Source organism: Allobosea sp. AAP35 (assembly GCF_001295925.1).
In the GTDB taxonomy this organism is placed as follows: domain Bacteria; phylum Pseudomonadota; class Alphaproteobacteria; order Rhizobiales; family Beijerinckiaceae; genus Allobosea.
Genome location: NZ_LJHQ01000003.1, coordinates 144,104 through 167,669, shown reverse-complemented (window position 1 = coordinate 167,669; position 23,566 = coordinate 144,104). Strand labels below are relative to the sequence as shown.

At 67.3% G+C, this 23,566-nt stretch carries 24 protein-coding genes and 1 riboswitch; of the genes, 11 read left to right on the top strand and 13 right to left on the bottom strand.

Translation table 11 applies throughout. The annotated features are described in order from the left end of the window. Window positions 1-140: 140 nt before the first annotated feature. A complete protein-coding gene (locus tag IP69_RS01825) occupies window positions 141-893 on the bottom strand; it encodes a hypothetical protein (RefSeq protein ID WP_054141098.1) in 753 nt (250 codons plus the stop codon). Between the two features lie 286 nt (window positions 894-1,179). On the opposite strand from IP69_RS01825, the gene IP69_RS01820 reads away from it, so the two are divergent. From IP69_RS01820 to IP69_RS01810, 3 genes are all read left to right on the top strand, one after another. Next, window positions 1,180-1,680, top strand: a complete 501-nt coding sequence (locus IP69_RS01820; protein ID WP_054141097.1) for a DUF4142 domain-containing protein — start codon at window positions 1,180-1,182, stop codon at window positions 1,678-1,680. 155 nt (window positions 1,681-1,835) lie between these two features. Further along, window positions 1,836-2,720, top strand: coding sequence for a shikimate dehydrogenase (locus IP69_RS01815; protein WP_054141096.1), 885 nt, complete (start codon window positions 1,836-1,838; stop codon window positions 2,718-2,720). Between the two features lie 115 nt (window positions 2,721-2,835). Further along, complete coding sequence (locus IP69_RS01810; protein WP_054141095.1) at window positions 2,836-3,879, top strand: Gfo/Idh/MocA family oxidoreductase; 1,044 nt, start codon at window positions 2,836-2,838, stop codon at window positions 3,877-3,879. Between the two features lie 32 nt (window positions 3,880-3,911). Here IP69_RS01810 and IP69_RS01805 read toward each other — a convergent pair whose 3' ends face one another. From IP69_RS01805 to ccrA, 6 genes are all read right to left on the bottom strand, one after another. Then, on the bottom strand, window positions 3,912-4,982 hold the full coding sequence (locus tag IP69_RS01805) for an HD domain-containing phosphohydrolase (protein WP_054141094.1): 1,071 nt from the start codon (window positions 4,980-4,982) through the stop codon (window positions 3,912-3,914). A 120-nt stretch (window positions 4,983-5,102) separates the two neighbouring features. Beyond that, window positions 5,103-5,837 (bottom strand): SIMPL domain-containing protein, encoded by a 735-nt coding sequence (locus IP69_RS01800; protein WP_082358886.1) that lies wholly within the window; start codon window positions 5,835-5,837, stop codon window positions 5,103-5,105. Window positions 5,838-5,920: 83 nt separating this feature from the next. Beyond that, complete coding sequence (locus IP69_RS01795) at window positions 5,921-7,609, bottom strand: acyl-CoA dehydrogenase family protein (RefSeq protein ID WP_054141093.1); 1,689 nt, start codon at window positions 7,607-7,609, stop codon at window positions 5,921-5,923. Window positions 7,610-7,708: 99 nt separating this feature from the next. After that, window positions 7,709-8,593 (bottom strand): DMT family transporter, encoded by an 885-nt coding sequence (locus IP69_RS01790; protein WP_082358790.1) that lies wholly within the window; start codon window positions 8,591-8,593, stop codon window positions 7,709-7,711. Between the two features lie 105 nt (window positions 8,594-8,698). Then, window positions 8,699-9,358, bottom strand: coding sequence for a glutathione S-transferase family protein (locus IP69_RS01785; protein ID WP_054141092.1), 660 nt, complete (start codon window positions 9,356-9,358; stop codon window positions 8,699-8,701). Between the two features lie 78 nt (window positions 9,359-9,436). After that, a complete protein-coding gene (gene ccrA / locus IP69_RS01780; RefSeq protein WP_054141091.1) occupies window positions 9,437-10,708 on the bottom strand; it encodes a crotonyl-CoA carboxylase/reductase in 1,272 nt (423 codons plus the stop codon). A 233-nt stretch (window positions 10,709-10,941) separates the two neighbouring features. On the opposite strand from ccrA, the gene IP69_RS01775 reads away from it, so the two are divergent. Further along, window positions 10,942-11,277 carry a hypothetical protein gene (locus IP69_RS01775; RefSeq protein ID WP_054141090.1) on the top strand — a complete coding sequence of 112 codons (336 nt, stop codon included), beginning with the start codon at window positions 10,942-10,944 and terminating at the stop codon, window positions 11,275-11,277. Window positions 11,278-11,304: 27 nt separating this feature from the next. Here IP69_RS01775 and ubiG read toward each other — a convergent pair whose 3' ends face one another. Then, window positions 11,305-12,075 (bottom strand): bifunctional 2-polyprenyl-6-hydroxyphenol methylase/3-demethylubiquinol 3-O-methyltransferase UbiG, encoded by a 771-nt coding sequence (ubiG, locus tag IP69_RS01770; RefSeq protein ID WP_054141089.1) that lies wholly within the window; start codon window positions 12,073-12,075, stop codon window positions 11,305-11,307. 146 nt (window positions 12,076-12,221) lie between these two features. On the opposite strand from ubiG, the gene IP69_RS01765 reads away from it, so the two are divergent. The 5 genes from IP69_RS01765 (at window position 12,222) to IP69_RS01745 (ending at window position 18,911) form a co-directional block, all read left to right on the top strand. Next, complete coding sequence (locus tag IP69_RS01765; RefSeq protein ID WP_054141088.1) at window positions 12,222-13,460, top strand: aspartate kinase; 1,239 nt, start codon at window positions 12,222-12,224, stop codon at window positions 13,458-13,460. A gap of 60 nt (window positions 13,461-13,520) precedes the next feature. Continuing rightward, on the top strand, window positions 13,521-14,564 hold the full coding sequence (locus IP69_RS01760) for a phosphotransferase family protein (protein WP_082358883.1): 1,044 nt from the start codon (window positions 13,521-13,523) through the stop codon (window positions 14,562-14,564). Between the two features lie 180 nt (window positions 14,565-14,744). Beyond that, entirely contained in the window at window positions 14,745-16,016 is a 1,272-nt protein-coding gene (locus tag IP69_RS01755; protein ID WP_054141087.1) for an acyl-CoA dehydrogenase family protein, read from the top strand. 125 nt (window positions 16,017-16,141) lie between these two features. After that, window positions 16,142-17,233: an NADH:flavin oxidoreductase/NADH oxidase gene (locus IP69_RS01750; RefSeq protein WP_156323230.1), complete on the top strand. Its 1,092-nt coding sequence runs from the start codon at window positions 16,142-16,144 to the stop codon at window positions 17,231-17,233. A gap of 184 nt (window positions 17,234-17,417) precedes the next feature. Next, window positions 17,418-18,911 (top strand): carboxypeptidase M32, encoded by a 1,494-nt coding sequence (locus IP69_RS01745; protein WP_054141085.1) that lies wholly within the window; start codon window positions 17,418-17,420, stop codon window positions 18,909-18,911. Window positions 18,912-18,918: 7 nt separating this feature from the next. Here IP69_RS01745 and IP69_RS01740 read toward each other — a convergent pair whose 3' ends face one another. Beyond that, entirely contained in the window at window positions 18,919-19,668 is a 750-nt protein-coding gene (locus tag IP69_RS01740) for an SDR family oxidoreductase (protein ID WP_054141084.1), read from the bottom strand. 143 nt (window positions 19,669-19,811) lie between these two features. Between IP69_RS01740 and IP69_RS01735 the strand changes: the two genes are divergently transcribed. Together IP69_RS01735 and IP69_RS01730 are read left to right on the top strand one after the other, a co-directional pair. Continuing rightward, entirely contained in the window at window positions 19,812-20,102 is a 291-nt protein-coding gene (locus IP69_RS01735) for a hypothetical protein (RefSeq protein WP_054141083.1), read from the top strand. A 156-nt stretch (window positions 20,103-20,258) separates the two neighbouring features. Further along, window positions 20,259-20,573: a SelT/SelW/SelH family protein gene (locus IP69_RS01730; RefSeq protein WP_054141082.1), complete on the top strand. Its 315-nt coding sequence runs from the start codon at window positions 20,259-20,261 to the stop codon at window positions 20,571-20,573. A gap of 167 nt (window positions 20,574-20,740) precedes the next feature. Here IP69_RS01730 and IP69_RS01725 read toward each other — a convergent pair whose 3' ends face one another. Genes IP69_RS01725 through thiO form a run of 4 tightly spaced genes read right to left on the bottom strand, consistent with a single transcriptional unit; the run spans window position 20,741 to window position 23,364 of the window. Beyond that, complete coding sequence (locus IP69_RS01725) at window positions 20,741-21,346, bottom strand: thiamine phosphate synthase (protein ID WP_054141399.1); 606 nt, start codon at window positions 21,344-21,346, stop codon at window positions 20,741-20,743. An 11-nt stretch (window positions 21,347-21,357) separates the two neighbouring features. Beyond that, a complete protein-coding gene (locus IP69_RS01720; protein WP_054141081.1) occupies window positions 21,358-22,131 on the bottom strand; it encodes a thiazole synthase in 774 nt (257 codons plus the stop codon). Between the two features lie 2 nt (window positions 22,132-22,133). Then, window positions 22,134-22,331 (bottom strand): sulfur carrier protein ThiS, encoded by a 198-nt coding sequence (thiS, locus tag IP69_RS01715; RefSeq protein WP_054141080.1) that lies wholly within the window; start codon window positions 22,329-22,331, stop codon window positions 22,134-22,136. Next, on the bottom strand, window positions 22,315-23,364 hold the full coding sequence (gene thiO / locus IP69_RS01710; RefSeq protein WP_054141079.1) for a glycine oxidase ThiO: 1,050 nt from the start codon (window positions 23,362-23,364) through the stop codon (window positions 22,315-22,317). Before thiO ends, thiS begins: the two co-directional genes overlap by 17 nt. A 54-nt stretch (window positions 23,365-23,418) precedes the next feature. After that, a riboswitch (TPP riboswitch) is annotated at window positions 23,419-23,520 on the bottom strand. Window positions 23,521-23,566 lie beyond the last annotated feature (46 nt).

Sequence of the window (23,566 nt, the reverse complement as noted above, 5' to 3'; positions counted from 1 at the left end):
CGCTCGCCCTCCGACAAAACCGCATCCGTCCTCCAAGCAACCCCCCGCTCGACGCAACAGGACCGGAACTTCGATGTTCCAAGCCCAACCTTAGATAGCCGACCTTGAGCCGCAATCTACGACGAATTCGAGTGACATTGCTAACGAAGCGTTAGCGATACACTTCCCAGCGGGCTCAGCCTCGTCTCGATCTCGCCCTTGCCCGGCGACAAAACGCCGCCGCAGAGGCTGCCTGTCGTCACGATCTGGCCGGCGCAAAGACCGCCCATCAGCTCGGTCTTGCGGTTCGCCCAAGCCAGGAAAGGCGCCATCGGATCGCCGTTTCCATGGACCGCCGGCTGGTCGTAGATCGTGACGCCGTTGAGCGAGATGAAGCAGCCCAGCCCGCTGAGGTCGTCGAGCACCGTCATCTCGAGTTCGGGGCCGAGGTAGTAGCCGCCATGGCCGAGTGCGTCCGCCAGCCACAGCGCAAACGGCACGCCCTGCCAGTTGGCGAGGCGGCTCTCGACGATCTCGATGCCGAGATAGGCCTTGTCGCAGTGGCCCAGCAGTTCGGCGCGGGAATAGGGCTGGCCCGGGCGCATCGGCACGTCCTTCGAAAGCCGCAGCGCGATCTCGATCTCGACGCGCAACTCGGCGCCGATCGCACCGTCATAGACGTCGCCCGGCGCGAGCCAGGGGCCCGGCATCAACCCGGCGACCGGCAGGCCATCCTCGGCGATGGCGACTTTCCAGCCCGCCTCCTGATGGCCCAGGCGCCTGGCGATCTGAGCCTGGATTTCGAGCCCTTCGAGAAGAGCTCCCGGAACCGGCTGGGCCGCCATCTCGATCAGCGACTTGTCGCGGCGGGCGGCGACCAGCGCGTCGCGCAGGGTCTCATTCGTGGTTGGCATTCCGTCTCGTCCCTGTCGCTGGTCCGGCTCTGCGGCCGTCACGTCTTCGCTACCCTGCACGAGCCCCGTCGTCGATGCCACCCTGCTAGACGGATGGCAGGTTGCAGCCAAGAGCCTGAGAGGTCTTCCTCCGGCATGGTCTGTCAGCATGTTGAGCTTCGAACACCACCTCTTCAACCTCCGGAAGGATGACGTCGTCAGCGTTGCTAGCCGGTTTTCGCGGAACCATGGCCGCCCACCGGGGTTCCCCGAATTGGTTCCCCAGACAAGGAGGCTTGTGCCCAGGATGAAATGGCTTCGATGGATCGCGACCGCCGCCCTGCTGCAGGTTGCTCCCGCTGTCGCGCAGACGGCAATGCCGGCCCAGGATTTCGCCGCCCGCGCCGCCGTGGCGTCGATGGTCGGGATCGAATCGGCGACCCTTGCTCTGCACAAGACCGGTTCTCCTGAGATTAAGAGCTTTGCTCATCGTCTCGCCAATGTTCACGGCGTGGCCGGAAGCGGGCTGCGACAGATCCTGGCGCGGCGCTCCGACATCGCCCTGCCCCAACGCCCGGAGGGCCGCCATCTCGACCAGCTGCGCGATCTTGCCGCGATGCAGGGCCCGGAGTTCGAGCGCGCCTATGTGGCAGCGCAGCGGGCGGCGCAGGCCGAAACGCTGGCGCTGGTGACGACCTACAAGGACAGCGGCACCGACCCCGAATTGCGCGCCTTCGCCGAGGAAACGCTGCCCACGCTGCAGGAGCTGAACGAAAAGGCCCAGGCGCTGCCGATGCCGCCGCAGTAAGGGCGGATTGCCGTCTCTTCCCCGCCCTCTCCCTCCTCTGGCCCGCCGATCCCAGGTCGGGTATGGCGATCCTGCGGGTCTCGCCAAGGGGCGAGCGCCCCGGGAACCTTCGGCCATATGCGCCGGGGTTGGGCATGCCAGACGGGGACGAGACGATGCAGGGCTACCCTATCGCCAACCGCACAAAGCGCGTGCTGCTGGGGCTGATCGGCACTCCGATTGCGCATTCAGCCGCGCCTGCGATGCATGAGGCCGCCGCACATGCCGCCGGTTTCGAACTGCATTACCACCTGATGGACGTGGCAGGCGCCGGGCGCGCGGACCTGATCGCGATGCTCGACGGCGTGCGCCGCATGGGCTTTTCCGGGATCAACGTGACCTTTCCCTACAAGGAGGCGGTGGTGCCGCTGCTCGACGCGCTGGCGCCGGACGCGGCCGCCATGGGCGCGGTCAACACGGTCGTTGCCCGCGACGGCATCCTGACCGGGCACAACACCGATGCGACCGGCTTCGCCACAGCCTATCGTGCGCTTGGACGCGACGATGGCGACGCGCCGGTCGCGATCATCGGCACCGGCGGCGTCGGCAAGGCGATCGGCTTTGCGCTCGCCGGCAGCGGCGTGTCGCATCTTCGGCTGTTCGACACGGATCGCGCCAAGGCGGATGCGCTGGCCACGCAGATCGGCAAACGCGCGCGGGTGGAAATCTGCAGCAGCGTCGCCGAGGCGGTGTCCGGCGCGGCGGGCCTCGTCAACGCCACACCGATCGGCATGCTGCCCAATCGCGACAGCCCCGTATCGGCCGAACTCATCGGAAAGTCTCACTGGGTGGCGGATGCGGTCTATCATCCGCTCTGGACACCGCTGCTGAAAGCCGCGCAGAAGGCGGGCGCCACCGTGATGACGGGTCGCGAACTCAGCATCAATCAGGCGGCCGATGCCTTTGCGCTGTTCACAGGCGTGCAGCCCCCCAATCGCGCGATCGCGGCGGCCTTCGACCGATCGCTCGCGGCGCAGGACGCCAACCACGACGCCGCGTGATGGCTGGCTCTCCCCCTCTCGCATCCCCTCCCGCCTCCCCTCTCGCATCCCCTCTCGCCTCTTCCCTTGCAGAGGGACAGGAAGCGCGTCGCCGCTCTTCGAAAGGCATCCCGTCATGACCTCTCCCCTCGACATCGCGCTCGTCGGCGCCGGCCTGATCGGGCGCGCGCATCTGGAGCGGCTCGACGCCTCAGCCGACTGCCGCTGTAGCGCGATCTGCGACCCCACCGAGGGCGCCAAGGCGCTGGCGACTGAGCGCGGGACGCCATGGTTTGCCTCGATCGCGGATATGCTGGCGGCGATGAAACCGGATGGCGCGATCATCGCGACGCCCAACGCGCTGCATGTGGACGGCGCGATCGAATGTCTCGAGGCGGGCGTCCCGGTGCTGGTCGAGAAGCCACTCTCGGACAGCGTGGCCTCGGCGCGGCGGCTCGTCGTGGCGCAGGCGCGCACCGGAATCGCGGTGCTGGCCGGTCATCACCGTCGCCACAACCCGATCGTCAAGGCGGCGCGCAAGCTGGTCCAAAAGGGCGGCATCGGGCGGCTGGTGGCAGTGACCTCGCTTTTCCTGATCCGCAAGCCCGATGATTATTTCGACGTCGCCTGGCGGCGCGAGCTTGGCGGCGGGCCGGTGCTGATCAACCTGATCCACGACATCGATAACCTCCGCTTCATCTGCGGTGAGATCGAGAGCGTGCAGGCGATGACCTCGAACGCGACGCGCGGCTTTGCGGTGGAGGACACCGCCGCGCTCGTCTTCCGCTTCACCAATGGCGCGCTGGGCACGGCGACCGTCTCGGACGTGACGCCGACCCCCTGGAGCTGGGAGCTTTCATCGGGCGAGAACAAGGCCTATCCGCAGCGCGACGGGCTTTGCTACCTGCTCGCCGGCAGCGAAGGCTCGCTCTCCGTGCCGGCGCTCGACCGCTGGCATTACGAGGGCCGTCAGGGCTGGTGGGAGCCACTCTTGCGCGAACAGCTCGCCATCACCCCGCTGGAGCCCTTGGCCGAACAGATCCGGCATTTTTGCGCCGTGATCCGCGGCACCGAACCGCCGATCACCACCGCAGCCGACGCCGCGCGAACGCTCGCCGTGATCGAAGCCGTGGCGGAAGCCTCCAGACAAGGCAGGCCCGTCAGCGTCGGGGAGGCCTGAGACGACACGGCGGAGATCGGCTGTTCGCGTCGTCAGGCCGCGCGCCCCGATCTTTGCACGATTCCATGGAAGGCCCGCACCAGCGCCGCATCCAACTTCCCACCCATCTCCAGCAGCATGCCATAGGCTTGCGCCGGCGGCGTCGGATGTTTGTAGCTGCGCTGTTCGATCAGCGCGGCGTAGATGTCGCAGATCGTGATCATGCGAACCATGTCGCTGATCTGGGGCCCGGTCAGCCCGTCGGGGTAGCCAGAGCCATCGAGATATTCGTGATGCGAGCGGACCGCGGCCAGGACCTCGGGGCAGAAGCCTCCCTGCGCCAGCAGCATCTCATGGCCGATCGCAGGGTGGGTGCGCATCACCGCCTGCTCCTCCCCGTCGAGCGCGCCGGGCTTGTGCAGGATGTCGAGCGAGATCCGTGCCTTGCCGATGTCGTGCAGCACGGCGGCCCGGGTCACCCGCCGGCGATCGGCGAGCGCGAAGCCCAGCTGATGGGCAAAGCTCGCGGCCAGGCCGGCGACGAGCATGCAGTGCTGATAGGTCAGATCGTCATAGCTCCAGACCACCTGGAGCCAGTCGCCGATGTCGCTGGAGCCTGCGGCCTCGTCGATCGCCACGACCGAGGTCTCCACGATGCGGGGTGCGATCGTCCCGCCAGCCGCTGCGGCGCCCAGCATATCGGCGAGCGAGGCAGCCGCGGTGGCCAGCTGGGCGCGGGTGAAGGCGAGCGCCCCCCTGGCGCTATCGGGCTCCTCGCCCTCGCGCAGAAGCTGCTCGATGGCCGCAATCAGCCTTGATGCCTGCGTGTCGAAGGGCATGATCTCGGTGGCGCCGATGGCGCGCGCCTGGATTGTGGAACGAGCCGTCTTGTCCCGCAGCAGGCACAGATAGGGTGCGCCTTTGCGCCGATGACGCGACAGCACGGTCCGCATCGCCTCGACCGATTGCTGCCTGGCAAGATCGACGTCGCTGACGATGATCGACGGCTGCATGAGCGCCGCGTCGCCAACTTCATCGAGACCGACGACCCGACAGGGCCCCCAGAGAGCAAGCCGGCGCGCCAGATCGCCACTGTCGCCCGGGCGGTCGGTGATCAAAAGCATTCCAGCAGGCCCCCCAGCCTGTCATGACGTCCGACGGATAAGGGACATCGGATGTATGAACAGACTGCCTATTCCTTAGCGGAATGCCGCTGCTTTCCGCAGATCACGCACAGTCACTGATCAGGGCGCGATCTCGAAAACGAGGTCGACGCTGACGCGATAGTTGTTTTCGCCGCGCTCGACGGGAACGAAGCTCTCGGCAGCCGCTGCCCGCATCATCTTGCCCATCGGCACGGGGCCGGGACGCAGCGACTGTTCCTCGATCGAGAGGATGCGGCCAAGCGTGACGCCGGCCGCCTCGGCCAGCGTCCTTGCCCGTTGCGTTGCGTCGGCGACGGCGCGCTTGCGGGCCTCCGTCAGGCTCGGTTTCATGTCGTCATTGACGAAGCTGATGTCGCCGCCCTGGTTGACGCCAAGCGCGATGGTCTTGTCGAGAATCGCGCCGACCGCAGCAAGATCGCGGATGCGGACGGTCAGCCCCTGGCTGGCGGAATAGCCGCTGATCTTCGGCGCCTGGGGCTTCGCCTGCGGGCCGGGCTGGGTGTAGCGCGGCTGGAGGCTGAGGCCGGCCGTCTGAAGGTCGCGCTCGGCGATGCCGGCCGCCTTCAACGCCGCCAGCACCTGCTTCATCGCCTCGCTGCCGGCGGCCACCGCCTCGCGCGCCGTCTCGGCTTCGCGCAGCACCGAGAGATTGAGAATCGCCATGTCGGGGGCGACGCTGACCTCGCCTTCCCCGGTGACGCTGATGCGGGGCGAAGGCTGGGCCGGGGCCTGCTGCGCCATGGCGGGCGCCGAAACGGCGGCGGCGCAGATCAGTGCCGATCCAAGGAACAGGGTGGCCAGGCGTTTCGACATCTTATGATCCAGTTGCGTTCGCGCCGTCAGCGGCGGAGCCAGCAAAGCAGGGCCATCATGTCGAAATTATTGCCGGAGGGCCGTCAGCCCTCCGCCAAACGCCGCGCAATCACCTGCGCCTGGATTTCCGCGGCGCCCTCGAAGATGTTGAGGATGCGGGCGTCGCAGAGCACGCGGCTGATCGCGTATTCGAGCGCAAACCCGTTGCCGCCATGGATCTGCAGCGCATTGTCGGCCGCCGCCCAGGCGACGCGGGCGCCGAGCAGCTTGGCCATGCCGGCCTCCAGATCGCAGCGGCGCTCGGCGTCCTTTTCGCGGGCGGCAAAATAGGTGAGCTGTCGGGTGATCATGATCTCGGCGGCCATCATCGCCAGCTTGTCGGCGACGCGCGGGAAGGCGATCAGCTTCTTGCCGAACTGGACGCGCTCCCTGGCATAGCGAAGGCCGAGATCGAAGGCCGATTGCGCCACGCCGACGGCGCGCGCCGCAGTCTGGATGCGGGCGGCCTCGAAGGTCTGCATGAGTTGCTTGAAGCCCTGGCCTTCGACACCGCCGAGCAGGTTCTCAGCCTTGACCTCAAAGCCGTCGAAGGCGAGCTCGTATTCCTTCATGCCGCGATAGCCGAGCACCTCGATCTCGCCGCCGGTGAGGCCCTCGACCGGGAACGGATCTTCGTCGGTGCCGCGCGGCTTCTGCGCGATCAGCATGGAGAGGCCCTTGTAGCCTGTCTCCGTGGGATCGGTGCGGACCAGCAGGGTCATGATGTCGGCGCGGACGGGATGGGTGATCCAGGTCTTGTTGCCGGAGACCTTCCAGACATCTCCATCCTTCACCGCCCTGGTGCGCAGGCTGGCGAGGTCGGAGCCTGTGTTGGGCTCGGTGAAGACGGCGGTGGGCAGGACCTCGCCCGAGGCGAGCTTCGGCAGCCAGTGCTCCTTCTGCTCAGTGGTGCCGCCGCAGAGGATCAGTTCAGCGGCGATCTCTGAGCGGGTGCCCAGCGAGCCGACGCCGAGATAGCCGCGCGACAGCTCCTCCGAGACGACGCACATCGAGACCTTGGTCAGGCCCATGCCGCCAAACTCTTCAGGGATCGTCAGGCCGAAGACGCCAAGCTCGGCCATCTTCTCGACGACCGCCATCGGGATATAGTCGTTCTTGAGGTGCCACTCATGGGCATGAGGCGTGACTTCCGCAGCGCAGAAGCGGCGCATCTCGGAGCGGATCGCCTCCAGCGTCTCGTCGAGGCCAGGATCGCCGACACCGGCCGCACCGTCATCCTGGCTGAACAGTTCGACCAGGCGGGCGCGGTTCTGCGGCGTGTTGCCTTGCGCAATCAGCATCTGGGCGGCCGGCGTGTTCGCGGCGGCGATGGCCTGCTCCGATAGCCCGAGCGCCGCGAGCCGCACGATCTCGCCCTGGCTCATCGGGATGCCACCGAAGATCTGCGCGGCGTATTCGCCGGCGCCGATGCGGATGGCGTGGTCCTCGATCGCGCCATAGCGGTCTTCCGCCGCGAGGCGCTCGCCATAGGCCTTGAGCTCGCGCAGTGCCATGACATAGGTGGCGAGCCAGGCCAGCCCATGGGCGGCGTGCTGCTGCGCTTCCAGCAGGGCCGAGGAAATCCGGCCATCGGCCGTGACCTGCTGGCGGACGGCGGCGATCGCCTCCTGAAGCAGGGTCTCGAAGCCCGGCAGCGCGGCGGCGATCAGGGTGACGGCGCTGGCTGGGGCGGTGAAGGTGGCGGACGGGGCGGTGGCGGCTTGAGCGCTCATGGTTGTCTCTCCCTTGTGCGACGCAGCATAGGGCGAGATTTTCAAAGGCGGAATGCCTCTTTCGGCGCAAGAATGCCGCAGCCAGACGACCGCGGCCTCCTATTTCCGGCTGGCCAGCGCAACGCCTGCGATCGTCAGCGCCATGCCCGCGATCTGGATTGGCGACAGCGTCTCGCCGAACAGGATCCAGGCCTCGACCGCGACCAGCGCCGGGACGAGATAGAGGAAGGTCGCGATCCGCGACACCTCGCCGCGACGCAGGATCAGCAGATAGAGCCCGATCCCGCCGAGCGAGAGCGCCAGCACCGACCAGGCCAGCACCAGCGCCATGGTCAGGTTCCATTCGATCCGCATCGGCTCAAGGGCGAAGGCCAGCGGCAGGGTGAAGGCAAAGGCGGCCGCATACTGGATCGTGGTGACGGTGCGCAGATCGCCCGAGACGATGCGGGCCTTCTGGAAGAACGAGCCGAAGGTGACCGCGACCATGCCGACGATGTTGACGACGACCGGCAGGACGATGCCCCACAGCGCGACGGGATCGACCCCGACGAGCTTGGGTTCGAGCACCAGCGCGATACCGAGGAAGCCGCAGGCGATGCCCGCCCAGCGGACGGGCGAGATGCGCTCCCCCGCCAATGCAGGCGCCAAAAGCGCGGTCAGGATCGGCTGCAGGCCCGCAATCAGGCCCGAGATGCCGGCGGGCAGACCGTGGCGCACCGCCCACCAGACGCCGCAGAGATAGATCGCATGCAGCAGGATTCCGGCGATGATGCAGTCGAGCCAGCCGCGCGGCGTCTTCGGCCAGGGTGCGCCCACGGCCAAAGAGAGCGCCGCCAGCAGGATGGCGGCGCTGGCGAAGCGGACGGAGAGGAAGGTCAGCGGATCGGCATATTGCGCCGAATAGCCGGCGACGATCCAGCCCGAGGACCAGAGCAGGGTGAAGACGAGCGGGACGGCGCGCAGGAACAGGGGCGAGGTGAGCATGGGACGCTTTCGGGAGCGCGATGCTCTACAGGGCTTCGCATCCCGGCGACAGCACGGTCGTGCGCGGTCGCCATGCCGGGGTCGCGGGAGCGCGAGGCGCCCGCCTCAGTCGCGCTCAGGCGCGCCTTGCGGGAAGAGATGCCGATAGGGTCGCGCCTCCTCGACGCAGCGCGCGACGGAAGGGCGCGCCAAAAGCCTGGCCCGATAGGCGCGCGTGTTGGCATAGGCCGCGTCGATCTCGTGGGCCCAATCGGCATAGAAGAGCGACGGCGCCGCGGCACAATCGGCCATGCTGAACGCGCCGCCGCAGGCCCATTCCCGGTCGGCGAGCTTGCCGTCCAGCCATTGATAGGCGGCATCGAGCAGCGCACGCGCTTCGGCGACGCCAGGGGGATCACGGTCTTCCGTGACGCGGATACGGTCGAAGACGATCTTCATCAGCGGCGACATGACATAGTTGTCGAAGAAACGATCCATCAGCCGCACCGGCAGCGCAGCCTTGGGCTCTGCTGGCAGCAGCCGGCGCGAACCGGGATGGTGCAGCTCGAGATGCTCGATGATGATGCTGGATTCGAGGATGGTCTCGGCACCGTCGACCAGGACGGGGAAGCGCTTCACGGGCCAGAGCGCAGCGAACTCCTCGCCGTTCTTCGGATTTTCGCTGCTGAGCAGGCGCAGCGTGAAGGGCGTGTCGCTTTCATAAAGCGCGATCAGCACCTTCTGCGAATAGGAGGAGAAGGGATGGGCGAAGAGCTGGAGCGACATCGATGCCTCGTCCGGTAAATTGCTTTACCGGACGTTTAAGTTTTATCGCTCCAGCGCGCAAGCCCCGGATGAAGGCCCCTACCCCGCCAGCGCCTCGGCCACATCCTCGTACGTCCGCAGCCCCGTGCGCGGGGCATAAACCAGCACCGACATGTTGCCCGGCGCGTGCTCGTTCTTCCACATCTTGTGATGGGCGAGCGGGATCTTGTCCCAGGGGAAGACCTCGGACATGCAGGGGTCGATGCGGCGGTCGATGACGAACTGGTTGGCGGCTGACGCCTGTTTGAGATGGGCGAAATGCGAGCCCTGCACGCGCTTCTGCCGCATCCAGACATAGCGGGCGTCGAAGGTGATGTTGAAGCCCGAGGTTCCGGCGCAGAAGACGATCATGCCGCCGCGCTTGGCGACGAGGCAGGAGACCGGGAAGGTCGCCTCGCCGGGATGCTCGAAGACGATGTCGACATCCTTCTTGCCGGTGATGTCCCAGATCGCCTTGCCAAACTTGCGGGCCTCCTTCACCCAGGAATCGTATTCCGGGCTGTTGACGGTGGGCATCTGGCCCCAGCAGTTGAAATCCTTGCGGTTGATCACGCCCTTGGCGCCCAGCCCGAGCACATAGTCGCGCTTGGTCTCGTCGGAGATGACACCGATCGCGTTGGCGCCCGAGGCCGCGCAGAGCTGCACGCCGAAGACGCCGAGCCCCCCGGACGCGCCCCAGATCAGGACGTTGTCGCCGGGCTTGATCGTGTGGGGGCTGTGGCCGAAAAGCATGCGGTAGGCGGTGGCCAGCGTCAGCGTGTAGCAGGCCGCTTCTTCCCAGGCCAAATGCTTCGGCTTGAGCATCAACTGCCGCGACTGGACCCGGCAGAACTGCGCGAAGGAGCCGTCGGGCGTCTCGTAGCCCCAGATGCGCTGGGAGGAGGAGAACATCGGGTCGCCGCCATTGCACTCCTCGTCGTCGCCATCATCCTGGTTGCAGTGGACGATGACCTCGTCGCCGATTTTCCAGCGCTTCACCTTGGAGCCGACGGCCCAGACGATGCCCGCAGCGTCGGAACCGGCGATGTGCAGCGACTGTTTGTGAACGTCGAAGGGCGAGATCGGTTGACCGAGCCCCGCCCAGATGCCGTTGTAGTTGACGCCGCCGGCCATCACGAGGAGCAGCACCTCCTCCTCGCCGATCGCCCAGGTCGGCACGACCTCGATCTGAAAGCTCTCCTGCGGCGGCCCATGGCGCTCGCGGCGGATGGTCCAGGCATACATATTCGCCGGGACATGGCCGAGTGGCGGCAGTTCGCCGAGTTCGTAGAGATCCTTGAGCGGTGTCGCGGCGGCCTGCGGTGTCGGCATCGTCGTCTCTCCCCTGCTATGGCTGCCGGCTCGCAAGCGCCAAACAGCGGCTTGCGGCCAGCTTGTCCCGATCATGCATCTTACGCTGCGGCGCGCCATCAGCCGATCGGACTATGATGCGCCGCAAAATCTCTCCGATCCTCCACGCCCAGGGCATGCGGCGGCGCTGCGATCAGCAGCAACCCCTTAACGGCTGATCGCGTATCCTAAGCTTCGTTTGCCGAGGATGCACCATGCGCGCACTGATCCTGATGCTGGGCCTGCCGGACATGTCGACACCGCAGCTCGTGGTGTTCCTGGCGCTCGTGGCCGTCGGCGTGCTGCTTTTCGGCTGGCTCTCGGACATGCTGCTGCGCGACGGCGCCTTCGGCATCATCCTCAACGGGCTGATCATCCTTACCGGAGCCGTCGGCGGCACGTTGATCTGGCGCAAGCTTGACTATGCGACGGCATGGCGGCAGCTCGGCTACACGATCGGCACCAATCCGGCGCTGACGGCGTCGCTCGTCGCGCTGGGATCGGGCCTTGCCCTGCTCATTTTGCTCACGACGATCCGGCGCTGGCTCTGACGGCCCTGCGACGCGGCGGCGTGTCGCTCAGGCCGGGCGGTGGGCCGACAGCATGTAGTTGACGTCGGTATCGCGAGCCGCCGACCAGCGATCACTGAGCGGATTGTAGACCACGCCCGTGCTCTCGCCGAGCTCAAGCCCACCCCGTTCGATCGCATCGCCCAGTTCGTCGGGCGTCACGAATTTTTCCCAGTCATGGGTGCCGCGCGGCAGCCAGCGCAGCACATATTCCGCGCCAACGATGGCGAGTGCATAGGATTTCAGCGTGCGGTTGAGCGTCGCCATGACCAGCAGCCCGCCGGGCTTCACCGCCGCGCAACAGGCGGCGACGAAGGCCTCGACATCGGCGACATGCTCGACCACCTCCATGGCGAGCACGATGTCGTAGCGGGCGCCGTCGGCGACCAACGCCTCGATCGTCTGCTGGCGATAGTCGATCGAAAGCCCGCCGGCATCGGCATGGGCACTCGCCACGGCGATGTTGGTCGGCGCGGGATCAAGCCCCGTCACCTGCGCGCCCAGCCGCGCCAGCGGCTCGCAGAGCACGCCGCCGCCGCAGCCGATATCGACCAGCGTCAGCCCCTCCAGCGCCCGCATCGTCTTGGGGTCGCGGCTGAAGCGTTCGCAAGCGAGGTCGCGGATGAAGGCCAGCCGCACCGGATTGAACTTGTGCAGCACCGCCATCGGGCCCTTGGGGTCCCACCAGGTCCTGGCGATCGCCTCGAACCGCGCCACCTCGGCGGGATCGATCGTCGAACCGCTCCGGGCCGATCCCTCGCGCTGCGCGGTCGCCGCCATGGTCGTGCTCTCCTGCCTGGCCTTGGCCTCGTCGCATTGACAGGCCGACCGCTGCCCGTCATCTACACCCGCCTCGCGCCCGGCGCGAGGGTGACCTTTCGTCCCGGCTGCCGGGACATGCAACGTTCGAGAGCCTCTGGACCGCCATGGCCCGTCTGGTGATGAAATTCGGCGGAACCTCCGTCGCCACGGTCGAGCGCATCAAGAACGCCGCCCTCCATGTCAAACGCGAGTTCGACGCCGGCCACGAGGTCGCGGTCGTCGTCTCGGCGATGTCGGGCAAGACCAACGAGCTGGTCGGCTGGTGCAAGGAAGCCGCACCGCTCTATGACCGCGCCGAATATGACGTCGTGGTCGCGTCGGGCGAGCAGGTGACATCGGGGCTGATGGCGCTGGTGCTGCAAGAACTCGGCCTGCCCGCACGCTCCTGGCAGGGCTGGCAGATCCCGATCTATGGCTCGGACGCACATGGCTCCTCGCGCATCGAAAGCGTCGACGGCGCCGGCATCCTGGCGGGCTTCGACCGCAACCGCGAAATCGCGGTCTGCTCGGGCTTTCAAGGGGTGCATGCGCAGACCAGCCGCATCGTCACGCTGGGACGGGGCGGCTCCGACACCTCGGCCGTCGCCATCGCCGCCGGGCTCAAGGCCGATCGCTGCGACATCTACACCGATGTCGACGGGGTCTACACCACCGATCCGCGCGTCGTACCCAAGGCCAAGCGCATGGACAGGGTCTCCTTCGAGGAGATGCTGGAGATGGCCTCGCTCGGCTCCAAGGTGCTGCAGGTGCGCTCGGTCGAGATCGCCATGGTGCATCGCGTTCCGACCTATGTGCGCTCCTCCTTCGACGACCCCAACAATCCCAATCCCGGCACCCTCATCTGCGACGAGGACGACATCGTGGAACAGCAGATCGTCACCGGCATCGCGTTCTCGCGCGACGAAGCCCAGATCACCCTCCGGCGCGTCGCCGACAAGCCGGGCGTCGCGGCCGCGATCTTCGGCCCGCTGGCGGACGCCAACATCAATGTCGACATGATCATCCAGGTGGTCTCCGACGACCAGGCGACGACCGACATCACCTTCACGGTGCCGACCGCCGACTACGAGCGGTCGCGGACGCTGCTGGAGAGCCTGCACGGGCAGATCCACTATCAGGCGCTGCAGGGCGCGACCGACGTGGTCAAGGTCTCGGCCATCGGCGTCGGCATGCGCAGCCATGCCGGCGTCGCCGCGCGCGCCTTCCGGGCGCTGTCGGAAAAGGGCATCAACATCCGCGCGATCACGACCTCCGAGATCAAGTTCTCGGTGCTGATCGACGCCGCCTACACCGAACTCGCGGTGCGGACGCTGCATTCGCTGTATGGGCTGGATGCGGCTTGAGGGGCCGGCGGTCAGCCTGTCGCGTTGACCTGCGCTCCTCCGCTCACGATGATGGCGGCCATGTCAGCCGGTTCCGCCTCGATTGCTCCCGAATTCGACACCGCGCGGCTTGACGCCTTCCTGCGCGGCGCCCTGCCCGGCCGCGCATCGGGCGCGATGACGCTGGAGCGGATCAGCGGGGGGCAATCCAACCCGACCTTCTTTTTGTCCTATGCCGAGGCCGGCACGCGGCTGGTGCTGCGCAAGAAGCCGCCGGGACCTTTGCTGCCCTCGGCGCATGCGGTCGATCGCGAATACCGCATCCTGAAGGCGCTGGCGGGCTCGGCGGTGCCGGTTCCACCGGTGGTGCTGTTACATGGGCAGGACGACGTCGTCGGCACGCCGTTCTACCTGATGGAGCGGCTGGACGGCCGCGTCTTCCACGACACCGCCCTGCCCGGCGTGGCACCTGACGATCGGGCAGCAATGTATTTCGCGATGGCGGAGACGCTGGCCGCACTGCACGGCTTCGACTGGCAGGCGGCGGGGCTTTCCGACTATGGCAAGCCCGGCAATTACTATGCCCGCCAGATCGCGCGCTGGAGCCGGCAATGGCGCGAGACGAAAACGCAGGACATCCCGGCGGTCGACCGCGTCTTCGCCTGGCTTGGCGAGCATCTCGACGAAACGCCCGAGACGACCATCGTCCATGGCGATTTCCGCCTCGGCAACCTGATGTTTTCGCCCACAGAGCCACGGGTGATAGCCGTGCTCGACTGGGAGTTGTCCACGCTCGGCCACCCGCTGTCGGATGCCGCCTTCTCCTGCCTGCCCTGGCATTCGACGCCGCAGATGTATGCCGGGATCGTCGGGCTCGACCGCGCGGCGCTGGGCATTCCCACACAAGCCGAGTATCTCGACCGCTATTGCAAGGCTGCGGGACGCAGCGACGGGCCCGGCCGCTTCCACCTCGCCTTCTCGCTGCTGCGCTTCGCCGTTATCCTCGACGGCATCGCGGCGCGCGCGAAGGTCGGCAATGCAGCAGCCGAAAACGCCATCGTGGTCGGCGAGATGGCCGAGAGTTTCGCGCTGCGGGCGGAAGCGGTCATCGAGGGTGGGGATTGAGGGGCGCCGCACCGCATCACCACGTCATCATCCTGGAGCAAGCGGCAAAGCCGCGCCGCTCCGGGATCCATCATCGAGTTCGCCTTCGCCCTATGATGGATCCCGGGCCGACCTGCAGTCGCCCCAGGATGACGGCGTGTTTCAGAGCTAAAACCGATCAGGCTGACGAGGACACACATCATGGATTTCGCCTATTCCGCCAAGGTCGAGGAACTGCGCACGCGGCTGCAGGCGTTCATGGACGCCCATGTCCAGCCGGCCGATGCCGCATGGCGCGAGGAGGTCGAGGCCGGGCGTTATCCGATCGCGCTGATCGACGGGCTGAAGGCGCGCGCGCGCGACGAGGGCTTGTGGAACCTGTTCCTTCCTGCGCTGAAGCCGGACGAACCCGGCACGCGTCTGTCCAACCTCGAATACGCGCCGCTGGCCGAGATCATGGGGCGGATCTACTGGTCCTCGGAGGTATTCAACTGCAACGCGCCCGACACCGGGAACATGGAAATCCTGCACATGTTCGCGACGCCGGAGCAGCGCGAGCGCTGGCTCGAGCCGCTCATGGCCGGCGAGATCCGCTCCTGCGTCGGCATCACCGAACCGGGCGTCGCCTCCTCCGATCCGACAAACCTGCAGACCACGATCATCCGCGACGGCGACGACTACATCGTCACCGGCCGCAAATGGTGGACGACCGGGGCGCTGCACCCCAACGTCAAGTTCTGCATCGTGATGGGGCTGTCGGACCTGGCTGATGATGCCGACCCGCACAAGCGCCATTCGATGATCATCGTGCCGATGGATACGCCCGGCGTGAGCGTGATGCGCAACCTGCCGCTGCTGAATCATCATTCGCCGGAAGGCCATACCGAGACCGATTTCGACGCCGTTCGCGTGCCCGCCACCAACATGCTGGGCGAGGAAGGCGCTGGCTTTGCGCTGGCGCAGGCGCGGCTGGGGCCGGGCCGCATCCACCACTGCATGCGCTCGATCGGGCAATGCGAGGTTGCGCTCGAGCTGATGGTCGAGCGCGCCCTGCAGCGCAAGGCCTTCAGCCGCAACCTGGCCGACTACGCCAATGTGCAGGACTGGATCGCGGAGGGCCGCATGGAGATCGATCAGGCCCGGCTCTTGTGCCTGCGCGCCGCCTGGATGATGGACACCCACGGCAACAAGGCGGCCCGCACCGAGGTCTCGTCAATCAAGGTCGTCGCGACAAGGCTGCAGACCAGGATTGCCGACCGGGCAATGCAGGTCTTCGGGGCGGCGGGACTCTCCAACGATACGCCGCTCGCCTTCATCTACTCCTGGGGCCGGGCGCTGCGCTTCATCGACGGGCCCGACGAGGTGCATTTGCGCACCGTCGCACGCGCCGAAATCAAGAAGCGCCAGCAGAGCAACCGGAGCACCTTCGCCGAGCAGGGCGTGCGGATGCCGTATCAGAAGCCGGCGGGTTGACGCTTCGTTCTTACTGTCGGGCTCGTGACGCGGCGGCGCGCATGGCGACCGTCCTACGTCGCGACTGGACACGGCGCGACGCCGCGCGATGATCGCAGCGCCTCTCATTCCACGGGACATTGTCGATGAGCCAGCTTTTCAGCCCCTTCCAGATCGGCGGATTGACGCTCGCCAACCGCATCATCATCGCGCCGATGTGCCAGTATTCGGCGGAGGATGGCCAGACGACCGACTGGCACACGATCCATCTCGGCAGCCTGTCGCATTCCGGAGCGGGGCTTTTGATCATCGAGGCGACGGCGGTCGAGCCGAGGGGCCGCATCAGCGCCCAGGATGTCGGACTCTGGAACGATGCGACAGAGGCCGCGCTGGCCAGGACGCTGAAGGCGGTGCGGACGCATTCTCAGATGCCGATCGCGATCCAGCTCGCCCATGCCGGGCGCAAGGCCTCCGTCGCGCAGCCCTGGCATGGCGGTGGGCAACTCGGCCTCGATGCTGGCGGCTGGGAGACGGTGGCGCCCTCCCCGGTCGCCTTCGACGGCCACGCGCGCCAGCCGCGCGCGCTGAGCACCGAGGACATCGCGACGCTCTGCGACCAGTTCGTCGACGCGGCCCGGCGTTCGGTGCGGCTGGGCTTCGCGGCGATCGAGCTGCACGCCGCCCATGGCTATCTGATGCACCAGTTCCTCTCGCCCCTGTCGAATCGGCGCGAGGATGATTTCGGCGGCTCGCTGGAGAACCGCATGCGCTTCCCGCTCATGGCGTTCGAGGCGGTCAAGGCCGTGGTGCCGGCAGGCTATCCCGTCGGGGTGCGGGTCTCGGCGACCGACTGGGTGCCGGGCGGCTGGGACCTAGCGCAGACGATCGCGTTTTCGCAGGCGCTGAAGGCGCGCGGAGCCGATTTCATCCATGTCTCCAGCGGCGGCAATTCCGGCGCGCAGCAGATCCCGCTCGGGCCGAACTACCAGGTGCCGTTCGCGCGGGCCGTGAAGCAGGCGACCGGCCTGCCGACGATCGCGGTCGGGCTGATCACCGAGGCCGAACAGGCCGAGGCGATCATCGGCACGGGCGATGCCGACCTCGTCGGCATCGCGCGCGGCATCCTCTACGATCCCCGCTGGCCCTGGCATGCGGCGGCGGCGCTCGGCGCCAGCGTCAAGGTGCCCAACCAGTATCTCCGCTCGCAACCGCGCCAGTTCAAGACGCTGTTCGGGTGAGCCCCCTCGTCACGACCACGCCGTCATTCCGGACAAGCCGCGAAGCGGCGCAGATCCGGAATCCATCGTAGAGCTTCGTCCGTCACAAGATGAGCCTTATGATGGATTCCGGAGCTCCGCTTCGCTGCGTCCGGAATGACGGCCAGGATGATCGAACCGTTCCAGATCCCCCGGAAACACCACCATGACCGCCTATGCGAACCTCTCAGCCCATTTCGGCCGCGCCGCAGCGCTCGGCAATGCGGTCGGCATCCTGCAATGGGACAGCGATGTGATGATGCCCGCCGGCGCGGCGGGCACGCGGGCCGAGAGCCTGGCGCTGCTACGGGTGATGCATCACGGCATGATCACCGATGCGCGCATCGGGGACTGGCTGGCGGATGCAGATGCGGATGACGGGCTCGGGCCTTGGGAGCGGGCTAATCTGCGCGAAATCCGGCGGCTCTGGACGGGGGAGACCGCCCTGCCTGCGGACCTCGTCGAGGCCTCCTCCAAGGCGATCTCGGCCTGCGAGATGCGCTGGCGGCAGGCGCGGGCGGAGAGCGATTTCGCCGGGCTCCTGCCCTATCTCGCCGAGGTTTTAACGATCCAGCGCGAGATCGGCCGGGCGAAGGGCGAGAAGCTCGGACTATCGCCTTACGACGCGCTGCTGAACGACTACGAGCCGGGCGGGCGATCGGCCAAGATCGACGCGCTGTTCGACGATCTCGCCGCCTTCCTGCCGGGCTTCACCCAGGAGGTGCTGGCGGTTCAGGCGCGGCGCCTACAAACGCCCGATCCGCAGGGGCCGTTCGCGATCGAGGCGCAGCGGGCGCTCGGCCTCAAGATGATGGCGGCGCTGGGCTATGATTTCGCGCGCGGGCGGCTCGACGTGTCGACGCATCCGTTCTGCGGCGGGGCCGACAATGATGTGCGCATCACCACCCGCTATGACGAGGGCGATTTCGCCAAGGCGCTGATGGGCGTGCTGCACGAGACCGGACATGCGCTCTACGAGCAGGGCCGGCCGCAGGCCTATCTCAACCAGCCGGTGGGCCAGGCGCGTGGCATGAGCCTGCATGAAAGCCAGTCGCTCCTGGTCGAGATGCAGGCCTGCCGCTCGGCAGAGTTCATCGCCTTTGCCGCGCCGCTGATGCGCGAGACCTTTGGCGGCTCAGGCGCAGCCTGGGAGACGCAGGCGCTGTGGCGGCGCTACACGAAAGTCGAGCCCGGCTTCATCCGCGTCGATGCCGATGAGGTGACCTATCCCGCCCATGTCATCCTGCGCTACCGGCTGGAGAAGGCGCTGATCGCGGATGCCATGCCGCTGTCGGAGCTTCCCGCCGCCTGGAATGCCGGCATGAAGGAACTGCTCGGTGTCACCGTCCCCAATGACCGGCTCGGCTGCCTGCAGGACGTGCATTGGCCAAGCGGCGGCTGGGGCTATTTCCCTACCTACACGCTGGGCGCGATGACGGCCGCGCAGATTTTTGACGCGGCCTGCAAGGCGCAGCCCGACATCCTGCCGGGCATCGGGCGGGGCGATTTCGCGCCGCTGCTGGCCTGGTTGCGCGCCAACATCCACAGCCAGGGCTGCCTGCTGGAGACCGACGATCTGCTGACGCAGGCGACGGGCCGCCCGCTCGACGCCGGGGTGTTCAAGGCGCATCTGCGGGCGCGCTACACCCTGCAGGGCTGAGCCCCTCTCAGGGCCCGACGAGCTGGCCGCCATCGACGATAATGGTCTGGGCGGTGACCCAGCTCGCCTTGGCCGAGGCCAGGAACAGCACGACCTCGGCGACCTCTTCCGGCCTGCCCATGCGGCCGAAGGGGATGCTGGCCAGCGTCGCGTTGTAAAGAGCTGGGTTCGAGGTCCTGCGGTCCTCCCAGGTGCCGCCGGGGAACTCGATCGAGCCCGGAGCGACGCCGTTCACGCGGATGCCCTTGGATGACAGCATCTTGGCCTGGCTGGCGGTGTAGTGGATCACGGCGGCCTTGACCGCGCCATAGGGCGCCGAGCGCGACGAAGCGCGCAGGGCCGAGATCGACGAGATGTTGATGATCGAGGAGCCCGGTTTCATGTGCGGGATCGCGGCATGGCTGCCGCGCACGATCGCCATCATGTCGACGCTCAGCGAGGCGGCCCAGCCCTCCTCGTCGTCGCTATGGCCGAAGCCCGAAGCGTTGTTGACCAGCACGTCCAGCCCACCCAGCGCCTCGACAGCCGCGGGGACATAGGCCTCAATCGCCTTCGCGTCGGCGAGATCGACGCTTGCCGCATGCGCCGCGACGCCTTGCGCCTCGATCTCCCGGCGCGTCGCTTCAAGCGGCCCCGCGCCGCGGGCACAGATCGAGACGGCAGCACCTCCAGCGGCGAAGCCCAGCGCGATCGAGCGCCCGATGCCCCGGCTGCCGCCCATCACGATCACACGCTTGCCTGCGAAGTCCCTGGTCATGTCGACGCCTTGGGCTGAATTTCTGATCGCCCTTCATAGCAGCGTCGAAGAGTCGGTTGGCAATCCAGACGGCATGATGCGGCAGCGCGGTCGAATAGTGGAGCCGTAAACGAGCCCGAGCGCAACCTGATCGGCGAAAAGCCATGGACCTGACGCGCATGATGCAAGACCGTGACGGTATGGTCCGAATCATCGCCGCCCTGCTCGCCGCCTTTATACTATTGCCCGCTCCCGAGGCCCTGGCGGCCAGCGCCTGCCGTCCGACGCGTGATGGCAAGGACCGCATCGAGCCCGTGGGCGGCTGTCCGAGCGGTTATACGATGCGTGGCGCATGCTGCGAGTCGCTAAGGACCATGTCGCAGCCCAGCACGGTCGTGAAGACGTGCCCGGCCGGGATGGTGTCGGCTCTGGGGACCTGCGTCGCCCGGAAATGATGAGGCATGGCGCGTTCATACCGCCTTCCTGATCGCCTCCACAATCGTGCGGCTGGTCTGGATCCGGCATTGCGCGCTGAGCGGCCATGCCCCAGCAATCTTGCCATCGCTGGGACAGCATGATCATAGGCGCGCGACCACCCCGGAGACCTCCCCATGACCGACACCGCCGACAGGCCCCTGCCCCGCATCGCCATCACCTATTGCTCGATGTGCCAGTGGATGCTGCGCGCCACCTGGCTCGGCCAGGAATTGCTCTCGACCTTCGGGCAGGATCTCGGCGAGGTCGCGCTGATCCCGCGCACCGGCGGCATCTTCCAGATCCACTATGACGGCGAGCTGATCTGGGACCGAAAGAGTGACGGCGGCTTTCCCGACTCCAAGGTGTTGAAGCAGCGCGTGCGCGACCGGCTCGATCCACAGCGCAGCCTCGGCCATGTCGATGGGCATGTCGCGGTGGAGAGCGTTTGAGCGCGATTTCGTCGCCCTCGGAACCACACCGTCATCCTGGGGCTTCGCGCAGTGAAGGCCCGGGATCCATCATAGGGCAGCGGGGGTGCCTGACGATGGATCCCGGCCTGCGCCGCTGCGCGGCTTGTCCGGGATGACGGGGGTGGTTCCTCGCGAACGACCAACCGTTAGGCGGCGGAGCGTGTCGCCGCGATCCAGGCTTTCAAGCGCGCCTCGGGGTCGGCGTTCAGCGTGATGTCCGTCACCGCCGAGACGATGTCGGCACCGGCCGCGAACACGCCCGCTGCCCGCTCCAGCGAGACACCTCCGATGCCGACGAGCGGGATGTCGCCAAGGCGCCGCTTCCAGTCGGTGACGCGTTCCAGCCCCTGCGGCGCCCATTTCATCGCCTTCAGGATCGTCGGATAGACCGGGCCAAGCGCGACATAATCGGGATCGGTCGCCAGCGCCCGTTGCAGCTCCGCCTCGTCATGGCTGCTGACGCCGAGCTTCATGCCGGCCTTGCGGATGGCGGCGAGGTCGGCGCCGTCGAGATCCTCCTGGCCGAGATGGACGAAATCGCAGCCCTCCTCGATGGCAAGGTGCCAGTAATCGTTGACGACGAGCACGCAACCATTGGCTGCACAGAGGGTCTTCGCCCGGGCGATCTCGCGGCCGGTCTCGGTCTCGCTCCTGTCCTTGATGCGCAGTTGGACCAGCTTGACGCCGAGCGGCAGCATGCGCGCCAGCCAGTCGGCGCTGTCGAAGATCGGGTAGAAGCGGTCAAGCGGCATGCTGGAAACCTTCACGAGAGAAAAGCCTTGCCCATGACGGGGGTGGAGGGCGCGGCCATGTCGCGCGCCTCGATCGGCTGCGCTTCAAAGGCGTCGCGGCCGGCCTCGATCGCCCGGGCGAAGGCCTGCGCCATCCGGACGGGATCGCCCGCCTTGGCGACGGCCGTGTTGAGCAGGATCGCGTCATAGCCCAGTTCCATCGCCTGGGCCGCGTGGGAGGGCAGGCCGATGCCGGCATCGACCACCAGCGGGATGCCTGGGAAATGCGCTCGCATGCTGCGCAGGCCGTAGACATTGTTCAGGCCGCGGCCAGAGCCGATCGGCGCGCCCCAGGGCATCAGCACCTCGCAGCCGGCATCGAGCAGGCGCCCGCCGACGACGAGATCCTCGGTGGTGTAGGGGAAAACCTCGAAGCCATCATTCGTCAGGATGCGCGCCGCCTCGATCAGGCCGACGACATCGGGCTGGAGCGTGTCATCCTCGCCGATCACCTCAAGCTTGATCCAGTTGGTGCCGAAGACCTCGCGCGCCATCTGGGCGGTGGTGACAGCCTCCTTGACGCCGTGGCAGCCGGCGGTGTTGGGCAGCACGCGCACGCCGAGATCGCGGATCAGCGACCAGAAGGCCTGGCCCGCCCCGCCCTCCCCGGCCTCGCGCCGCAGCGAGACCGTGACGATCTCGACGCCCGACGCCTTGACGGCATCAGCCAGGATCGCGGGCGAGGGATATTGCGCGGTGCCGAGGAAAAGCCGGCTCTGCGGCGCGAAGCCATAAAAGCTCGCCATGGTCAGCCTCCCTGCATCGGTGCGACGACCTCGACACGGTCGCCATCATGCAGCGTCACGCCATCGCGGTGGCGGACGGCGACGAAATCGCCGTTCACCGCAGTCGCGACGACCTTGCCGGCATAGCCGAGTTCGGCCAGCGCCTGTTCGAGCGTGGTCGCTTCGACCTCGCGGGGCTCGCCGTTAAGCAGCAATGTCATGAAGCCTCTCCGGGACGCTTGTCGGGTCCAGCACGGCCTCAGCCGCCAGCCGCGCCATGGCGGGGCTGAGCAGAAAACCGTGACGATAGAAACCGTTGACATGGAGGACCCGGCCGCGGCGCGTCAGGCGCGGCAGGTTGTCGGGATAAGCCGGGCGGGCATCGACGCCGATCTCGACCACCTGCGCCTCGCCGAAGGACGGGTGCAGCGCGTAAGCGCCGCCAAGCAGCTCCAACATCGACCGAGCCGAAATCGCGCTGCGATCGCCGCTTTCGATCATCGTCGCGCCGACCATGAACAGCCCGTCGGCACGGGGCACGATGTAGAGCGGGATGCGCGGATGCAGCAGCCGAATGGGGCGCGACAGGGTGACGTCGCGCGTCCGCAGCAGCAGCATCTCGCCCTTGACGCCGCGCAGATCGGGCAGCGCCTCGCGGGCGCCGAGGCCGCGACAGTCGAGCACGACGTCGCCGTCGAGATCGGCGGCTTCGACCTCGCTGTCGAAATGGATTGTCCCGCCCAGCGCCTGCACCTTCGCGGCGAGGCCTGTCAACGCGCGGCGCGGATCGAGATGGCCTTCGCTTTCAAAGAACAGGCCTTTGGCAAAGCGCCCCGCCAGATCGGGCTCGAGCGCGGCGATGGCTTCGCCGTCGATCTCGACGCAATGGGAGGTGCGGCTGGCGAAACGGCGCAGTTCCGTGCGATCGCGGCTGGGCGCCACGACCAGCGTGCCCTTGCGGACGACGCCCTCGACATGGCGCTCCCACCAGGCGGCAGCCTCCTGGCCAAGCCGCACCACCGGCTCCTCGGCGCTCTCGCCCTCGCACCAGGGCGCGAGCATGCCGCCAGCCCACCAGGAGCAGGCCTGCGCGCCGGCAAAAGCGCCGCGCTCATGCACGGTCACGCGGGCGCCCCGGCTCAAAAGCTCGACCGCGCAGGCGAGCCCGACGACGCCCGCGCCGACGATGCCGACATGCGGCTGCGCCTTCGGCGCGACGCCGCTCTGGCCGTGATGGATCGACGATGGCGACATGCCGTCTCCCTTCGCACCGAGGAAGGGGGGCGGCCATGGCAGGGCGGGTGAAGCGACATGCCGATGACCGTTCCCTTCGCCGGCATTATCCGGATCAGGTTCGATGGGTTGGCGCCTTTAGCACCTCTCAGCCTTTCAGCACCCCAACGGATCGCCCTTGATCTAAGCTTGGCCAGGCCCTGCGGCAAGCCCGGGGCCATGC

Bases quoted from the DNA above. Each gene is read 5' to 3' on its own strand.
- IP69_RS01825 (WP_054141098.1), bottom strand. From the start codon at position 893: ATGCCAACCACGAATGAGACCCTGCGCGACGCGCTGGTCGCCGCCCGC.
- IP69_RS01820 (WP_054141097.1), top strand. From the start codon at position 1,180: ATGAAATGGCTTCGATGGATCGCGACCGCCGCCCTGCTGCAGGTTGCT.
- IP69_RS01815 (WP_054141096.1), top strand. From the start codon at position 1,836: ATGCAGGGCTACCCTATCGCCAACCGCACAAAGCGCGTGCTGCTGGGG.
- IP69_RS01810 (WP_054141095.1), top strand. From the start codon at position 2,836: ATGACCTCTCCCCTCGACATCGCGCTCGTCGGCGCCGGCCTGATCGGG.
- IP69_RS01805 (WP_054141094.1), bottom strand. From the start codon at position 4,982: ATGCTTTTGATCACCGACCGCCCGGGCGACAGTGGCGATCTGGCGCGC.
- IP69_RS01800 (WP_082358886.1), bottom strand. From the start codon at position 5,837: ATGTCGAAACGCCTGGCCACCCTGTTCCTTGGATCGGCACTGATCTGC.
- IP69_RS01795 (WP_054141093.1), bottom strand. From the start codon at position 7,609: ATGAGCGCTCAAGCCGCCACCGCCCCGTCCGCCACCTTCACCGCCCCA.
- IP69_RS01790 (WP_082358790.1), bottom strand. From the start codon at position 8,593: ATGCTCACCTCGCCCCTGTTCCTGCGCGCCGTCCCGCTCGTCTTCACC.
- IP69_RS01785 (WP_054141092.1), bottom strand. From the start codon at position 9,358: ATGTCGCTCCAGCTCTTCGCCCATCCCTTCTCCTCCTATTCGCAGAAG.
- ccrA (WP_054141091.1), bottom strand. From the start codon at position 10,708: ATGCCGACACCGCAGGCCGCCGCGACACCGCTCAAGGATCTCTACGAA.
- IP69_RS01775 (WP_054141090.1), top strand. From the start codon at position 10,942: ATGCGCGCACTGATCCTGATGCTGGGCCTGCCGGACATGTCGACACCG.
- ubiG (WP_054141089.1), bottom strand. From the start codon at position 12,075: ATGGCGGCGACCGCGCAGCGCGAGGGATCGGCCCGGAGCGGTTCGACG.
- IP69_RS01765 (WP_054141088.1), top strand. From the start codon at position 12,222: ATGGCCCGTCTGGTGATGAAATTCGGCGGAACCTCCGTCGCCACGGTC.
- IP69_RS01760 (WP_082358883.1), top strand. From the start codon at position 13,521: ATGTCAGCCGGTTCCGCCTCGATTGCTCCCGAATTCGACACCGCGCGG.
- IP69_RS01755 (WP_054141087.1), top strand. From the start codon at position 14,745: ATGGATTTCGCCTATTCCGCCAAGGTCGAGGAACTGCGCACGCGGCTG.
- IP69_RS01750 (WP_156323230.1), top strand. From the start codon at position 16,142: ATGAGCCAGCTTTTCAGCCCCTTCCAGATCGGCGGATTGACGCTCGCC.
- IP69_RS01745 (WP_054141085.1), top strand. From the start codon at position 17,418: ATGACCGCCTATGCGAACCTCTCAGCCCATTTCGGCCGCGCCGCAGCG.
- IP69_RS01740 (WP_054141084.1), bottom strand. From the start codon at position 19,668: ATGACCAGGGACTTCGCAGGCAAGCGTGTGATCGTGATGGGCGGCAGC.
- IP69_RS01735 (WP_054141083.1), top strand. From the start codon at position 19,812: ATGGACCTGACGCGCATGATGCAAGACCGTGACGGTATGGTCCGAATC.
- IP69_RS01730 (WP_054141082.1), top strand. From the start codon at position 20,259: ATGACCGACACCGCCGACAGGCCCCTGCCCCGCATCGCCATCACCTAT.
- IP69_RS01725 (WP_054141399.1), bottom strand. From the start codon at position 21,346: ATGCCGCTTGACCGCTTCTACCCGATCTTCGACAGCGCCGACTGGCTG.
- IP69_RS01720 (WP_054141081.1), bottom strand. From the start codon at position 22,131: ATGGCGAGCTTTTATGGCTTCGCGCCGCAGAGCCGGCTTTTCCTCGGC.
- thiS (WP_054141080.1), bottom strand. From the start codon at position 22,331: ATGACATTGCTGCTTAACGGCGAGCCCCGCGAGGTCGAAGCGACCACG.
- thiO (WP_054141079.1), bottom strand. From the start codon at position 23,364: ATGTCGCCATCGTCGATCCATCACGGCCAGAGCGGCGTCGCGCCGAAG.